18 protein-coding genes are annotated in these 14,265 nt (G+C 71.4%); 7 read left to right on the top strand and 11 right to left on the bottom strand.

Translation table 11 applies throughout. The features are described 5' to 3' along the window. The first annotated feature begins 309 nt into the window (after positions 1–309). Entirely contained in the window at positions 310–1,866 is a 1,557-nt protein-coding gene (locus tag ACZ6QO_RS21795; RefSeq protein ID WP_465853247.1) for a sensor histidine kinase, read from the top strand. A gap of 49 nt (positions 1,867–1,915) precedes the next feature. Here ACZ6QO_RS21795 and ACZ6QO_RS21800 read toward each other — a convergent pair whose 3' ends face one another. Together ACZ6QO_RS21800 and ACZ6QO_RS21805 are read right to left on the bottom strand one after the other, a co-directional pair. Then, positions 1,916–2,377 (bottom strand): nucleoside deaminase, encoded by a 462-nt coding sequence (locus ACZ6QO_RS21800; protein ID WP_465853249.1) that lies wholly within the window; start codon positions 2,375–2,377, stop codon positions 1,916–1,918. Positions 2,378–2,429: 52 nt separating this feature from the next. After that, the gene (locus ACZ6QO_RS21805; RefSeq protein ID WP_465853251.1) at positions 2,430–2,663 is read right to left on the bottom strand and encodes a zinc-ribbon domain-containing protein; all 234 of its coding nucleotides are present in this window, start codon (positions 2,661–2,663) and stop codon (positions 2,430–2,432) included. Positions 2,664–2,784: 121 nt separating this feature from the next. Here ACZ6QO_RS21805 and ACZ6QO_RS21810 point away from each other — a divergent pair, with 121 nt between their 5' ends. Together ACZ6QO_RS21810 and ACZ6QO_RS21815 are read left to right on the top strand one after the other, a co-directional pair. After that, positions 2,785–3,399 (top strand): ArsR/SmtB family transcription factor, encoded by a 615-nt coding sequence (locus ACZ6QO_RS21810; protein WP_465853253.1) that lies wholly within the window; start codon positions 2,785–2,787, stop codon positions 3,397–3,399. Further along, positions 3,396–4,139 (top strand): SRPBCC family protein, encoded by a 744-nt coding sequence (locus tag ACZ6QO_RS21815; protein WP_465853255.1) that lies wholly within the window; start codon positions 3,396–3,398, stop codon positions 4,137–4,139. The genes ACZ6QO_RS21810 and ACZ6QO_RS21815 overlap by 4 nt, the downstream gene beginning before the upstream one ends. 69 nt (positions 4,140–4,208) lie before the next feature. On the opposite strand, the gene ACZ6QO_RS21820 is transcribed toward ACZ6QO_RS21815, so the two are convergent. Continuing rightward, positions 4,209–4,547, bottom strand: coding sequence for a hypothetical protein (locus ACZ6QO_RS21820; RefSeq protein WP_465853257.1), 339 nt, complete (start codon positions 4,545–4,547; stop codon positions 4,209–4,211). A 213-nt stretch (positions 4,548–4,760) separates the two neighbouring features. On the opposite strand from ACZ6QO_RS21820, the gene ACZ6QO_RS21825 reads away from it, so the two are divergent. Then, positions 4,761–5,435 (top strand): hypothetical protein, encoded by a 675-nt coding sequence (locus ACZ6QO_RS21825; protein ID WP_465853259.1) that lies wholly within the window; start codon positions 4,761–4,763, stop codon positions 5,433–5,435. Positions 5,436–6,315: 880 nt separating this feature from the next. Here the strand turns inward: ACZ6QO_RS21825 and ACZ6QO_RS21830 are convergent. The 7 genes from ACZ6QO_RS21830 to ACZ6QO_RS21860 all read right to left on the bottom strand — a co-directional run bounded on the left by ACZ6QO_RS21830 (position 6,316) and on the right by ACZ6QO_RS21860 (position 11,140). Beyond that, on the bottom strand, positions 6,316–7,221 hold the full coding sequence (locus ACZ6QO_RS21830) for a hypothetical protein (RefSeq protein WP_465853260.1): 906 nt from the start codon (positions 7,219–7,221) through the stop codon (positions 6,316–6,318). 23 nt (positions 7,222–7,244) lie between these two features. Next, complete coding sequence (locus ACZ6QO_RS21835) at positions 7,245–7,766, bottom strand: SigE family RNA polymerase sigma factor (protein WP_465853261.1); 522 nt, start codon at positions 7,764–7,766, stop codon at positions 7,245–7,247. A gap of 230 nt (positions 7,767–7,996) precedes the next feature. Continuing rightward, a complete protein-coding gene (locus ACZ6QO_RS21840) occupies positions 7,997–8,275 on the bottom strand; it encodes a MoaD/ThiS family protein (protein ID WP_465853263.1) in 279 nt (92 codons plus the stop codon). A 3-nt stretch (positions 8,276–8,278) separates the two neighbouring features. Continuing rightward, positions 8,279–9,361 carry a WD40/YVTN/BNR-like repeat-containing protein gene (locus tag ACZ6QO_RS21845; RefSeq protein WP_465853265.1) on the bottom strand — a complete coding sequence of 361 codons (1,083 nt, stop codon included), beginning with the start codon at positions 9,359–9,361 and terminating at the stop codon, positions 8,279–8,281. Positions 9,362–9,502: 141 nt separating this feature from the next. Then, a complete protein-coding gene (locus tag ACZ6QO_RS21850) occupies positions 9,503–9,802 on the bottom strand; it encodes a DUF6510 family protein (protein ID WP_465853267.1) in 300 nt (99 codons plus the stop codon). A gap of 1 nt (position 9,803) precedes the next feature. Further along, positions 9,804–10,544, bottom strand: coding sequence for a ferredoxin reductase (locus tag ACZ6QO_RS21855; RefSeq protein WP_465853269.1), 741 nt, complete (start codon positions 10,542–10,544; stop codon positions 9,804–9,806). Next, on the bottom strand, positions 10,541–11,140 hold the full coding sequence (locus ACZ6QO_RS21860; RefSeq protein WP_465853271.1) for a sulfite oxidase-like oxidoreductase: 600 nt from the start codon (positions 11,138–11,140) through the stop codon (positions 10,541–10,543). The genes ACZ6QO_RS21855 and ACZ6QO_RS21860 overlap by 4 nt, the downstream gene beginning before the upstream one ends. Positions 11,141–11,407: 267 nt before the next feature. On the opposite strand from ACZ6QO_RS21860, the gene ACZ6QO_RS21865 reads away from it, so the two are divergent. Continuing rightward, entirely contained in the window at positions 11,408–12,238 is an 831-nt protein-coding gene (locus ACZ6QO_RS21865; RefSeq protein ID WP_465853273.1) for a glycoside hydrolase family 16 protein, read from the top strand. A 471-nt stretch (positions 12,239–12,709) separates the two neighbouring features. Here the strand turns inward: ACZ6QO_RS21865 and ACZ6QO_RS21870 are convergent, their stop codons facing one another. Further along, positions 12,710–13,024, bottom strand: a complete 315-nt coding sequence (locus ACZ6QO_RS21870; protein WP_465853274.1) for a hypothetical protein — start codon at positions 13,022–13,024, stop codon at positions 12,710–12,712. 243 nt (positions 13,025–13,267) lie between these two features. Between ACZ6QO_RS21870 and ACZ6QO_RS21875 the strand changes: the two genes are divergently transcribed. Next, positions 13,268–13,615 carry an SPW repeat domain-containing protein gene (locus tag ACZ6QO_RS21875; RefSeq protein ID WP_465853276.1) on the top strand — a complete coding sequence of 116 codons (348 nt, stop codon included), beginning with the start codon at positions 13,268–13,270 and terminating at the stop codon, positions 13,613–13,615. Next, on the top strand, positions 13,612–14,217 hold the full coding sequence (locus ACZ6QO_RS21880; RefSeq protein WP_465853278.1) for a TetR/AcrR family transcriptional regulator: 606 nt from the start codon (positions 13,612–13,614) through the stop codon (positions 14,215–14,217). Before ACZ6QO_RS21875 ends, ACZ6QO_RS21880 begins: the two co-directional genes overlap by 4 nt. The last annotated feature ends 48 nt before the right edge of the window (positions 14,218–14,265 follow it).

Below are 14,265 nucleotides of genomic sequence, written 5' to 3' on the forward strand. Positions count from 1 at the left end.
AGAGCCAGGCGAGCGCCTCAATAGCTGACGGGGGCTGATCATCCGTTCTGCCGCGAGCCGCCCGGCGAAGGCCGGGCGACAGGGCAGATGCTCGGCCATCCCTCGCCTGACCTTTCGATGGCGTCAGAGCCGATGTCGATGTTGCCACCGGTCGCGTGATCGACGCCACAGGTACCCCTTGCCGTGTGCGATTTCGTGCTGGATCCTGACGGTGGTCTCGACGCTTGGGCGAGCCCTGTCTGGCGGGTGCCAGAGAAAAGCTACGATGCCTTTCATGTCCGCCATCGCCGGGGTCGTTCCGAGCACTGTATGAGAGCGCGCTGGAGTGCCCAGGCGTGGTTCGCCCTGGTGCTGGTCATCATGGTCATCGTGCTGGCGGTGTCCGCGTTGGTGGGTTCCATGGTGCTGCGGCACACGACGGAGGTCTCCAACCGGCTGTCCGACGTGATCTCCCCGGCGCGGATCCAGGCCGAGAGGGTCAGGACCGCGCTGATCGACCAGGAGACCGGCGTCCGCGGCTTCCTGCTCACCGGCGAACAGGGATTCCTCGGGCCGTACATCGCCGGTCAGGAGGCCGAGCGGCGGGCCGGCGCCGCCGTGCGCCGGCTCGCGGCCGGCACCCCGCCGCTGCGGCAGCTCGACGAGGTCGAGCGGCTGAGCGCCGAGTGGCGCGCCCGGTACGCGGAGCCGCTGATCGCGACCGTCCGCCGCGACGGGCCCGACAGTGTGCCCGCCGGCCGCACCGAGGCGAGCCGCCAGGCGTTCGACACGTTGCGCGCCGCCCTCGACGCGCAGGAAGCGGCGTGGGGACGGGCGCGCGACCTCTCCCGCGCCGACCTTGAGGCCGCGAGATCGGCGCGCAACATCGCCTTCGGCGGCATCATCGCGTTCTTCCTGCTCACCATCATCGCGATCGCCGTGCTGCTGCGGCTGGTGGTGTTCCGGCCGCTGGAGCGGCTGCGCGCCGCCTCCCGCCGGGTCACCGCGGGCGACTTCGGCCATCACGTCGACACCGGCGGTCCCGCCGACGTCGCCGAGCTGGCCCGCGACATGGAGGCGATGCGGCTGCGCATCGTGACCGAGCTGGAGGAGACCCGCCAGTCGCGCGAACTGCTCGCCCGGCAGACCGAGGAACTGAAGCGCTCCAACGGCGAACTGGAGCAGTTCGCCTACGTCGCCAGCCACGACCTGCAGGAGCCGCTGCGCAAGGTGGCCAGCTTCACCCAGATGCTGGAGCAGCGGTACGGCGACCGGCTCGACGACCGCGCCAAGCAGTACATCGGCTTCGCCGTCGACGGCGCCAAGCGCATGCAGGCGCTCATCAACGAGCTGCTGACCTTCTCCCGGATCGGCAGGCTCAACGCCGACCCCATGCGGCTGAAGCTCAACGAGACCGTGGACCTGGCCGTGCGCAACCTCGCGGGCCGCATCGAGGACACCGGCGGCGTCGTCGAGGTGGGCGACCTGCCGGAGATCACCGGCGACCGCACTCAGCTGGTCATGCTCTGGCAGAACCTCATCGGCAACGCGCTTAAGTTCCGTCATCCCGACCGCACGCCGGCCGTCCGCATCGACGCCGAGCGGGACGGCGACGAGTGGCGCATCACGGTGACCGACAACGGCATCGGCATCGAGCCGCGGTACGCCGACAAGATCTTCCTGATCTTCCAGCGGCTGCACACCCGGGACGCCTACGAGGGGACCGGCATCGGGCTCGCGCTGTGCCGCAAGATCGCCGCCTACCACGGCGGGCGCATCGACCTGGACCTGGAGTTCACCGGCGGCAGCCGCTTCGTCATCCACCTCCCCGTCACCGGTGAGTCCGCCGGCGTCCCCGTCGTCCCGGCCGCCGCCCAGGACGCCTGACCCGAGCCGGAGCGGGCCCTTCGGGGGACGCGGCCGGTGACCGCCGGGTTCAGCCGTCCTGGCCGATGTCCTCGTACCACAGCTCCGGACGCTCGCCGATGAAAGCGGTCATCAGCTCGGCGCACTCGCCGGAGTCGAGGACGACCACCTCGACGCCGTTGCGGGCGAGCCACTCGTGCTGGCCGGTGAAGGTACGGCTCTCGCCGACGATCAGCCCGGTGATGCCGAACTGCCGGATCAGGCCGCTGCAGTACCAGCAGGGCGACAGCGTCGTCACCATGGTGGTCCCGCGGTAGGTGCGCTGCCTGCCGGCGTCGCGGAAGGCGGCGGTCTCGCCGTGGATCGACGGGTCGCCGTCCTGGACGCGGCGGTTGCGGCCCCGGCCGAGCAGCCGGCCTCCCGGGCCGAACAGCGCCGCGCCGACGGGGACGCCGCCCTCGGCGTAGCCTTTCCTGGCCTCTTCCAGCGCCACGCCCAGCATCGAGACGGGGTCGGCGTAGTCAACGGTCATGAGGTCACCATCCCCGCTCCCGGCGCATCGCGAACCGCGCGCCGGGGACGCGTCAGCGGATCGCGGCGCGGGTCGCCTCCTCCTTCGAGATCCCGTACGTCGTGCCGCATGACGTGCACTGTGCCGCGTACCTGGTGCGCAGGCGGAACAGCGGCACGAAGAACATGCTGAACCGGGTGACCCGTTCGGACAGCATCTGGGCCGCCGTGGCGCCGCAGAAGCGGCAGACCGAGCTCAGCGTGCCGAGCGGGTGGATCGTCGTGCGAAGCCCGAACAAGAGGAACATCACCCACCTCTACCCCCTCCGCGCCGATCGAGTCCCGGCGCGGGACGCACTCCTCCACGGCCGCAAAGCCGACAACATCAACAGTCTTGACAATTTCGTTTGTCGGTGAGACCGTTATGGCATGTTCGAAGTTGCGGTGATCGAGGATGCGGCGGCGGCCCAGGTCTCTCTGGACCCCGTGCGGGCCCGGCTGCTGGCCGAGCTGGCCGAGCCGGCTTCCGCCGCGACGCTCGCCGGCCGGGTCGGCCTGCCGCGCCAGAAGGTGAACTACCACCTCAAGGCGCTGGAGCGGCACGGTCTCATCGAGCTGGCGGAGGAGCGGCGCAAGGGCAACGTGACCGAGCGGGTGATGCGGGCCACGGCGGCCTCGTACGTCATCTCGCCGGTCGCGCTGGCGGCGGTGGCGCCCGATCCGGCGCGCTCACCCGACCAGCTCTCGGCGCGCTGGCTGCTGGCGGTGGCCTCGCGGATGGTGCGCGATGTCGGCCAGCTCGTCGCCGCCGCGGCAAAGGCGCGCAGGCGGGTGGCGACCTTCACCATCGACGGCCAGGTGCGCTTCGCCTCGGCGGCCGACCGCGCGGCCTTCGCCGAGCGGCTCGCCGAGACGGTCACGGCCCTGGCCGGCGAGTACCACGACGAGACGGCCGTAGGCGGCCGCGTGCACCGGCTGATCGTGGCGATGCACCCGTATGTGCCGAATGAGACAGAGACCGATACCGAAGGAGTCGTGCGATGACGCATCCGTTCGCGTTGCGCAAGGAGATCGAACTGCGGGCGAGTGCCGCCCGGGTGTGGGAGGCGGTGGCGAGCGGGCCGGGGTTGAACTCCTGGTTCCTGGGCCGCAACGAGGTGGAGCCGCGGGTCGGCGGCAAGGCGGTGCAGTTCTTCGGCGACTTCCCGGTGGAGGCCAGTGTGACCGCGTGGGAGCCGCACCGGCGGTTCGCCTTCCGGAGTGCGGAGGGCGAGGACGGCACGTTCATGGCGTTCGAGTTCCTGATCGAGGGGCGCGAGCAGGGTGGCACGGTGCTGCGGCTGGTGCAGAGCGGTGTTCTGGGTGATGGATGGCAGGCGGAGGTGGAGGCGTTGGAGCGCGGCTGGGACATGTATCTGCACACTCTGGACCAGTATCTGACTCATTTTCCGGGTCAGTTCGCGCTGGTGGTGTTCGCGGCGCGGCCTGGTGGGGGTGGGGTGGAGCCGGTGTGGTCGGTGCTGGAGCGGGGGCTGGGGCTCACCCGCAAGGTGGTGCAGGGTGATCGGGTCCGGTTGACGCCAGAGGGGTTCGCGCCGATCGAGGGTGTGGCCGACTATGTGGCGCCGGATTTCCTGGGGGTGCGGACCGGTGATGGGTTGTACCGGTTCATCCGGGGTCAGCACGACACGGTGGTGGTGGGGCACCACATCTTCGCCGACAAGGCCGATCCCAAGAAGGTCGAGCAGGCGTGGCAGGACTGGCTGACCAAGCTCTTCGCGTGACGGCCCGTTCGCGCCGCACGTGAGAGCGGCGCGGCACGGTCGGCGCGACAGCGGGTCACCAGCGCGACATCAGATCACAGGACGCCGGTAGCAGAGGTCACCATAGGCATGGACGAGAGCAGGAATCCCAGACACGGCGACGATGGTGGACTCGCCGACGAAGACTCCCAGGCGGCCGAGCCGCGCGGCCGCCTGGGCCAACCCCGTGACGCGCCGGAACACGGCGCCTCCGGCACCGATGAGCGCTCCGCCGCCGGCGGCGGCCCGTCCGACCACCACCACGGGCAGGGCGACCCGGCGGAACAGCGGCACCATGACATCCCCGGCGAGCGAGCCGAACGACAAGACCGGGATCAGCCCTTCGGCGAGGACGTCCACGACGATCCGCCGTCCGGCGGGGACGTCCACGCCCACGACGATCGGTCGTCCGGCGGGGACGACGACCAGGAGCCTCCGGGCTCCGGACGCTCCTTCCTCCTGGGCCTCGCCTGGTGGCCCTAGACCGCCCCGGCCCGCCGTGGCACGCGCCCGCCGTCCCCTCCCGGGGGACGACGGACCGTCACCGCGTCGCGGGTGAGCGAGGACGGTCCTGACCTTTCCGCGCTAACGATGAGGATGACCATGTCTCCACGCGACGACCACCGCGCCCGCCGGGAACAGGACCCGGCCTGGTGGGAACAGGACCCCGCCGAGTGGGAACATCACGCCGCTCCGCACGACGATCACCTCGGACTCGCGCGGCAGGACCCGGCCGCGTACGAGGACCGTCTCTGGCTGACCGAGGAGGAGGCGGCCTCGTACGCGGACCACCTGGCGCGGAGAAGGCAGGACGCGGTCTCCCACGAGGGCATCCTCCGCACGCCAGAGGAGAAGGCCGCCGCGTACGAGCACGGCCTCCGGCAGGCGGGCGAGGACGCGACTTCGGACGATGACGGCCTTCGGCCGGCGGACGGCGACACGGCCGCGTACGAGCACTCGTCGCCGCGGAGCGAGGGTGAGGTGCTCCGGCGCGGGAACGGCACCGCATGGCGGTGGGACGCCTACCGGGACGATCACCTCTCCGCGTGGGAGGAGCACGTCGCCCTGTGGGAGGAGGAGATCGCCGAAGCGCGGCGGGAGGCCGCCGCGCGAGAGGGCCGCGCCCCCTCGGCGGCTCGCCCGGTGCCCCGTCGGCCGGGCGCGTGCGTCCGGGCGATGGGATGCGCGGGATGCCCCGGAGCGGAGGCCGCCGCCGGGGGCCACCTTTCCTCTTCTCCGCCCACCTGCTGGTGCTCCCAGCGCCGGGAGGAACGGTGAGCGGCGCCCGTGGTCCCCTGGCGTGCCGCGCCAGATGAAGGCCCCCGGCCCCGCGTGACGCACGGAGCCCGACGCGTGACCGGGACGGCCCAGCGGATGATCCGGGAAGCCGGCGGATGATCGGGAAGATCGGGAGTCGCCGGACGGTTGGAAACGACTTTGAGCTGCCGGCTCGGACGGCGTCGCCGAGGCTCGGCCCGAGGGGCCGGGCCCGGTGACGCGAACCGGGGCCGGCGTGTGGCCCGGCGAGCTGGTGCCTGCCGCAGGTGCGGTCGGTGGGTGCCGGCTCGTCGGCTTTTCACATCCGTCCCGAATCCGACCGCTGTCTCTTGATCATCTCTGGTCACTTTACTCACGGATTTTCCGGAGCATCAAGCGTGTGTTTCACGCTGGTAACGGATCGGCCGGAAATGGCGGACGAAGGATCCGAATGTAACTCCTGGAAACCCGTTCTGGATTACCGGGAAATCGCCCGGGATATCGGCGGCGCCCCCGCTCACACCCATTTTCCTGCATGAGAAGCGTACCGATAGGGAGTGAATAGCGGGCGCGAATAACTTCACTTGTGCGACGGCGGGACGGCACAACGCCAGCACCGCCACGGACGAGGGGTCAGCCGCAATGAGCGATCACGTCAGGACCACCGACCTACCCGAGATTCCGATCGACACTCTGACTTGGGCGGTGGGACTGAGTCTGTCCCTCGGAAAGACCGGCAACACCCCTTGGGGTTGAGCCCCTGACAAAGCCCCGCACCTCGATCGTCAAAGCCGCGCACCTTGATGCGGCCGGACCCGCCAGGCTCCGGCCGCATCGTCATTCATGCCGGGCCGGAGCCGATAGGGGCTCCGGCCCGGCATGGTCGGTGGGGGATCGCCGGTCAGGGATTCTTGACCGCCGGCTTCTCGGCCGGGTCGCCGGGCCCGCCGGTCCGCTCGCCGTTCGGGTCGCCGGGCTTGCCGTTCGGGTCGCCGGGCTTGCCGTTCGGCTTCCTGGTCGGATCGTCGTCGGTCGCCTGCTGCACTTGGTCGGCGGGCGGGGCCGTGACCGTCACCGGGATGCCGAAGTCGCCGAAGTCCATGACGTCACGCTGGCCGTCGTCGTCGAAGGTCACCTCCAGACGCCTGACCCGTCCCTGGTCGTCCACCTCCACAGCCCCGGTGGCCCGCACGGGGTCGACCGGGACGCTGACGGAGCCGGGCCACTGCTCGTCCTGCAACGAGAACGTGAACCGCTGACCGGTCCAGCCGGCGCCGGAGGCCGCGCCGTCCTCGCGCACGTCGGTGGCCGCACGCAGTCGTTGCAGGGCGAGCTGAGGGTCCTGAGGGGCGAGCTTGACCAGGGACGTGGCCGCCGCCACCTGCTCCGGCCCCGCGTCGCCGCGCCTGAAGACCGTCCATTTCACCTCGCCCGGCGGTCGGGTGTACATCAGGTCGCCGATGAAGCGGGTACCGGACCTGTCGCCGCTCTCCATGATGACGCCTACGCGCCGGATGGGATCGAAGGCGCCGTCGAACGTCCTGGCGCCGGTGACGGCGTGGATGCGGTAGCTCTCCTTGCCGGTGTTGTCGACCGCGGCGGCCACCTGGGCCTGTGCCGACGGCTGGCTGCCGGGAAGCACCAGCACGGTCGTGATCACCGCGGCCGCGACACCCGCCGCGGCGATCGCCGGCACCAGGGGCCGGGTCCGCTCGGGCTTTCGCGCCATCGCCCGCACGAGATCGATGCCCGCGGGCCGATCCTCGGTGGCCTTGACGAGCAAGGTGCGGAGTTCTCTCTCATTCATGAACGGCTCCTCCTGTCGGTTTCTCACCGGACCCCACTCCCTTCCTCCTCGGTTCGGTTGACCATCGTGGCGGGCGAGATCAGCCGCCGCATCGCCCGCAGACCGCGATGCGTGTGGGACTTCACCGACCCCGCCGAGCACCCCATCAGATCGGCGACCTCCGCTTCGGGCAGGTCGACGAAGAAGCGCAGCACCAGGGCCGTGCGCTGCCTGACGGGCAGCTTCGCCAGCGCGTCGCGGACCTCCACGGCTACGGCCCTGGCGTCTCCCAGGTCACCGGCGCCCGGCAGGTCGGGCAGCTCGGCGCTCGGGATCTCACGCCGCCACCGGGCGCGCCACCAAGATCGGTGGGTGTTGACCAGGATGCGGCGCAGGTAGGCGTCGGGCTCGCTGCTGGTGTCCAGCCGGGACCACACCCGGTACAACTTGCCGAGGCAGGTCTGCATCAGATCTTCGGCCGCGTGCCAATCGCCGGTGAGCAGGACCGCCGTTCTCAGATGATGGTCGCCCCGGCGCCGCACGAACTCCACGAAATCCGCATCCACCCGGTCTCCTCTCTTCGCTGAAAGCCACCCCTGACACTCCCCGGGCCCCTCCTGGGGTTGACCGGAAGCACGGGGAATCCGCGAAGAGCCCGGCTGGAGATGAGCGTCAGGGCGGTGTGCCAGGCGAGACGAGAGAAGACCCTCTCGGACTGCCGTCCAGGAAGTGCGTGGACAGAGGAGAAGGCCTTCTCGGGTCGTCGTTCAGGGTGGTGTGGCGGGGAGGGGAGTTGTCAGCCGCCCGCGACGCTGGGGAGGAGGTGGACTTCGGCGTCGCCGGGGACGGGGGCGTCGGAGCCGCCGATGGAGCGGCAGTCGACGCCGTCGATGTAGACGTTCATGTAACGCCGGAGGGCGCCCTGCTCGTCGCGGACGCGCCGCTCCAGGCGCGGCCACTGCCGGCCCACCTCGTCCAGCACCGCCCGCAGCGTGCCCGAGGTGGCCACAGTGAGCGCCTTGACGCCGCCGACCTCACCGCGGAGCGTGGAGGGCACCAGCACCGTCACCGCCATCTGTCACACCACCGCCGCGCGGACGCACAGCACATCGGGAAGGTGCGCGGCCACCAGCGCCCACGAGTCGCCCTCGTCGCGGCTGGCGTACACCTCACCCGAGCGGGTGCCGAAGTAGACGCCGGCCGGGTCGGCGTCGTCGGTGGACATCGCGTCGCGCAGCACGGCCGGATAGAACGGCTCGGACGGCAGGCCGTCGGACAGCCCCTCCCAGCTCTTGCCGGCATCCTGGGAGCGGTAGACGCGGCAGCGGGCCTCGGGCGGGAAGCGCATCGAGTCGGCGGCCAGCGGGAAGTTGTAGACCACATCCGGCCGGTGCGGGTGGGCGACGATGGTGAAACCGAAGTCGCTCGGCAGCCCCTCGGCGATGGACTCCCAATGCGACCCGCCGTCGTCGGAGCGGTAGACGCCGTGGTGGTTCTGCGCGTACAGCCGGTCGGGGGCGCCGGCGTCGCGGCTTACCTTGTGCACGCACTGCCCGAACTCGGGGAAGCGGTCGGGCATGAAGGTGGCCTGGATGCCGGAGTTCGCCGGCGCCCAGGAGGCGCCGCCGTCGGCGCTGCGGTAGACGCCGCCGGTGGACATGGCCACCAGCAGAGCGGACGGATCCTCCGGGTGGGGGAGGATCGTGTGGATGGCCTGCCCGCCGAAACCGGCCTCCCACTGCGGACGGTGCGGGTGATCCCACAGGGAGCGCACCATCTCGAACGTCTCGCCGCCGTCGTCGGAGACGAACAGGGCCGAGGGCTGCGTGCCGGCGTAGACGCGTTCGGGGCGGAACGGATCGGGGGCGATCTGCCAGACGCGCTCGAGCGCCGTGCCGGTGTCCTGCGGGAAGGCCACCGGGGGGTGGTCGGGCTCGTGCCAGGTGGCGCCGAGGTCGTCGCTGTAGGCGAGGCTCGGCCCGAAGTGGGAGCTGGTGACCCCGGCCAGCAGGCGCGGCGCCGAGCGGCGCTTGTCGATGCACACACCATAGACACCGGTCATCGGGAAGTGGGGACCGCTGACCTCCCACGACACGCGGTCGTCTTCACTGCGGGCCAGGAACAGCCCCTTCGCGGTCCCGAGGGCCAGGAGGACGGTCATCACGATGCCTTTCGGTGCGGTCGGAATGGTCACCGAGAGTCAGTATCCAGGCCGCGACACCGGTTCCGGAAGACCTGGAGACCAGATTTCTAGAACACGTGTTTGATCGCCCTCCGTCGCGGGCGCGTCTCCGCGCCGGGGTCAGGGACCGGCCACCTCGGGCTCGGCGGGCAGCGGGATGCGCAGGCTCACCGTGCCGCGCAGGTCGAGCCAGGCGGCTCCGGGGCCACGGACCAGGCGCATCACGACCTCCTCGCACCCGGGGCAGCGGGCCACCCATCCCGGTTCGGGGCCGTACACCCGCAGCGAGGCGAGCGGGCCGGTGAGCCCGCAGCCGGCGCACCGGCCGTCCGCCGCGGTCACGTCGACGGCGAAGATCTCGCGCAGCGGGCCGGCCAGCACGTTGCCGTCCTGGTAGGCGTCTTCGATGGGTCGAGTCATGTCAGCCTCCGGTGGGGCCGAAGCGTTCGGTCCTGATCCGGCGCGGATCGTGACCGAGGGCGAGCAGGATGTCGGCGGCCGTCTCGACGAACCCGGTGGGTCCGCAGACGTAGCAGTCGGGCGCGAACTCGGGCGGCCAGCCGTGGGTGTTCAAATCGGCCACCGTCAGCCGTCCCGCCGGCCGGGACCAGCCTTCGGGGACGGCCCGCGTGTAGAGGTAGGCGACGTCGAGCCCGGCGTCGTCCGGGCCGTGGCGGCGCAGTTCCTCCGCGTAGAAGCGCTGGACGGGGTCGCGTACCGAGTAGACCAGGCGGAACGGCGTGCGGCTGCCCGCCCGCCGCCGGGCGCGGATCATGGCCATCAGCGGGACGATGCCCGACCCGCCCGCCACCAGCAGCACGGGGTCGGTGCCGGTGGGGCGCCACACGAACCAGCCGCCCACCGGCCCGCGGATCTCCACCTCGTCCCCGACCTCGATGACCTCCGTGAGGTACGGCGAGACCTCACCGTCGGGGACGTTCTGCACGGTCAGCTCGACGATGTCGCCGTCGGCCGCGGAGGCGACGGAATAGCTGCGCTGGGTGCTGTAGCCGTCCTCGGCGGTCAGCCGTACGTCCACGTGCTGGCCAGGCAGGTGCCCGGGCCAGCCGGGTACTTTGAGCACCAGCGTGCGGGCCGCCTCGGTCTCGGCGCGGGCCGCGACCACGCGCGCGGCCCGCCATGCCAGCCGGCGGGCGTTCAATCGCCCTGGTAGCGCTGCTCGCGCCACGGGTCGCCGTAGTTGTGGTAGCCCGCCGTCTCCCAGAAGCCGGGCCAGTCGTCGTTGAGCAGCCGGATGCCGCGCACCCACTTGGCCGACTTCCACAGGTACAGGTGCGGGACGAGCAGCCGCGCCGGGCCGCCGTGCGCGGGCGCGAGCTCCTCGCCGTCGTACTCGTAGGCGATCCACGCCTGGTTGTCCAGCAGGTCCTCCAGCGGCAGGTTGGTGGTGTAGCCGCCGTAGGAGTGGATCAGCGCGTACTCGGCGGTGGTCTCGACGTCCTCCATCAGGACGTCCAGCGACACGCCCTTCCACGTCGTGCCGAGCTTGGACCACTTGGTGACGCAGTGCAGGTCGACCGTCGGCGTCTCGGCCGGGAGTTCGAGCAGCTGCCGCCAGCTCCAGCGGTGGGTGTGCCCCGCCTCGGTGTCGATGGTGAACTCCCAGCGGTCCAGCGGGACCCGCGGGGTCGGGCCGGCCGACAGCACCGGGAAGTCGTGCGTGAGGTACTGGCCCGGGGGGAGCTTGACGCCCTTGTCCCTGGGCCGGCCGCGGAAGCCGCGCGAGATGATGCCCATCGGTCCCTTTTCCTTCGTGCCGCCGACGGTCGTTGCGTGATCTTCCCAGAGGAAGAGTTGGATCCGGTTACGCGCTGATTCGTGGCACGTAGACCGGTTTGTACGCGTCTTTCCCACAATAGCGGTCTTGTCGCAGGCGGCCGGCGACGACGCGCGCTCCGGACGGGCGCCGGCCCGTGCCCGCCCTCACCGAGGCGAGGTCTCACCGGGGAGGCGGCCCGCCCGCGCGCTGTACGGTGGGCGGGCCGCCGACCGGAAGGTGAGTTCATGACACAGGGCATCCGGCAGGGGCCGCACAGGCCCGACCCGGTCACCAAACAGGGCTACGAGCTGGAGTTCGAGGACGCCTTCCGCGGCGACCGGCTGGACGAGAGCCGCTGGGTGCCCCACTATCTGCCGCAGTGGACCACCCGCGCCGCCTCGGCCGCCCGGTACGAGCTCGCCGACGGGCTCCTGCACCTGCTGATCGAGCGCGACCAGCCGCCCTGGTGCCCCGAGCTCGAAGGCGGGCTACGCGTCTCGTCCCTGCAGACCGGCGTCTACGCGGGGCCGGTGGGCAGCACGATCGGGCAGCACGGGCGCGACCCGCGGGCGGTCGTGCGCGAGCCCACGCGCCCCCTCGCGCTCTACACACCCACCTACGGCCTGATCGAGCTGCGGGCCAAGGCGTCCGACGACCCGCGCTGCATGGTCGCGCTCTGGATGATCGGCTACGAGGACACCCCTGAGCGATCGGCGGAGATCTGCGTCTGCGAGATCTTCGGCCGTGACGTGCGGCCTGATGGGGCGAAGGTCGGCATGGGCCTGCACCCGTTCGGCGACCCGGCCATCGTGGACGACTTCACGGTGGAGTCCCTCCCCATCGACGCCCGCGACTTCCACGTCTACGCCGCCGAATGGACCCCCGAGCACGTCGCCTTCTACGTCGACGGCCGGCACGTCAGGACGGTGCGGCAGTCGCCCCGCTATCCGATGCAGCTCATGCTGAACATCTACGAGTTCCCCGACCCGCCGGGTCCGCTGCCGGGGGAGCGTCCCTATCCCAAGCGGTTCACCGTGGACTATGTCAGGGGCTACCGCCCGGTCGGCGGCCCCTGACGGGCGCGGCGTCAGGGCGCGTCCACGGTCTCCCTGCGGGGACGGGCGTCCCGGCCCATCGATGCGAGGGCCCGCGGTCGCGTCGTCGCGCCGTTCGCCGCCCGGCCATGGGTGCCGTCCTCCGTCCCCATCGCCGCTGCCGTCCGGTCGGCTTGCCGACCTCAGCACCGAGGCTTGGGGGTATACGGGATGACCGCCCAGATTCGCTTCATCTAGCGTGGATCTCAGGTAAGACGTCGCATCGACATCTTCCCGGGAACCGATTCGGCGCTCCGTAAGCCCGCGCAGCACGCCGGGCGCAACCATCCGACACGGAGTGATCCTCATGCTCAAGCATGCCTTGGCCGCCGGAGCGCTGGTGGCCTCCAGTCTCATCGGCCCCGCGGTCATCCCCGCCGGGCCGGCGAGCGCGACCTCCACCGCGACCCGGGCGGTCCCGGCCACGCCAGGTCTCTCGGTGGCCCTGTCCGATCACTGCCGCCGCCGGCACTGCCGCCCCCACTCGCACGGTGGAGGCTCGAGCTCCAGCAGCTCCAGCAGTTCCAGTTCGAGCAGCTCCGGCGGCGGGCGCGGTGGGGGCGGCGGCTCCAGCAGCAGTTCCAGCAGCAGCTCCAGTTCTTCGAGCGGCTCGGGCGGCGGCCGGGGCGGTGGCGGTTCGAGCAGTTCCAGCAGCAGTTCCAGCTCCTCGAGCAGCTCGGGCGGCGGCGGTGGCTGGGGCGGCGGCTCCAGCAGCAGCAGTTCCAGCAGCAGCTCAAGCTCCAGCTCCAGCGGCGACTGATTCCGCACTCGCGTGAGGAAAGGCCGGGCCGGGCGTCCGAGGGCGCCCGGCCCGGCCGCCGCCGTGTCGCAGGGACGACGTTCGCGCGGCGCCCCGTTCCCAGCGGCCCGTCACCCAGTGGCCCGGTCCGGTCCGGTCTCACCGCGGGTGACGACGGAAGGTGAGGACGCCGTAACTTCCCGGTACATTGACCGGGCGGTCAATCAGGACGATGGTCGAGGTCCACGACACCTCTCAGGACGGAGGCACTGATGGACCTCAGCAAATCGTGGGCGGACGTCGTCGCGTTCCTCGCGGGCGCGGCCGCGGTCCTGGCACCCTTCTTCTGGGCGAGCGCGTCCTCGGACGCCGCCCAGCCGCTGCTCGTGCTCGGCGCGCTGCTGCTGGTCTCCGCGCTGTGGTCGCTGCTCGGCGCGGGCGGCGCGAGCTCGTGGGTCACCGCGGCGTTCGGCGCCCTGCTCATCGTGTCCCCCTGGGCGTTCGGCTTCGACGGCTCGGCGGCCGCGGCCTGGACGGCATGGATCGCCGGGGCCGTGACGGTTATCGTCGCACTGTGGACGGCCAGCCAGATCCGCGGCCGCGTTCTGACGAACGCGTGATCAGATCCTCCGTGTGGTCCCGCACCGCCCGCCGGCGGTCCGGGGCCGCCGGAGGCGAGGCGGACGCGCGCACGCGCATCCTCGACGCCGCCGAGGAGCTCTTCGCGGTCGGCGGGTACGAGGCCACCGCGACCGCCGAGATCGCCAAGCGGGCCGGCGTGCCCAAAGGCCTGGTCTTCCACTACTTCCCGCGCAAGATGGACGTGCTCGTCGCGCTGGTCGATGAGCGCACCGGCATCGACGAGATGGGCGACCGGCAGGCCGAGGCCGTCCCCGGCGACCCGGCCGGCACTCTGGCCGGGCTCGCCCGGCGGGTGCCGCTGCGCGCGTCCCCGGCGATGCGGCGCATCCTGTTCCGCGAGGCCGACACGCACACCTCGGTGCGAGAGCGGCTCAGGCACCTCAACGCCGAGATCATCCGCCGCGCGAGCTTCGCGCTGGAGCTGACCCTGCCGGGCGGCCGCGGCGACGCCGCCCGGCTGGAGGCCGCCGCGGCCACCTTCGCCGCCGTGCTTCTCTACCAGGAGAACCTCTGCCTGCTGACCGGCCACCACATCGATCCCGACATGGTGGCCGATCTCATCGTCCGGGCCCTCGCCTGACCGCTGCAGAGCCGCGCCGGCCCTGACGGCGGAGCCGTGCCGGCCTCC

The sequence above is a fragment of the Sphaerisporangium sp. NPDC049457 genome (genome assembly GCF_055586705.1).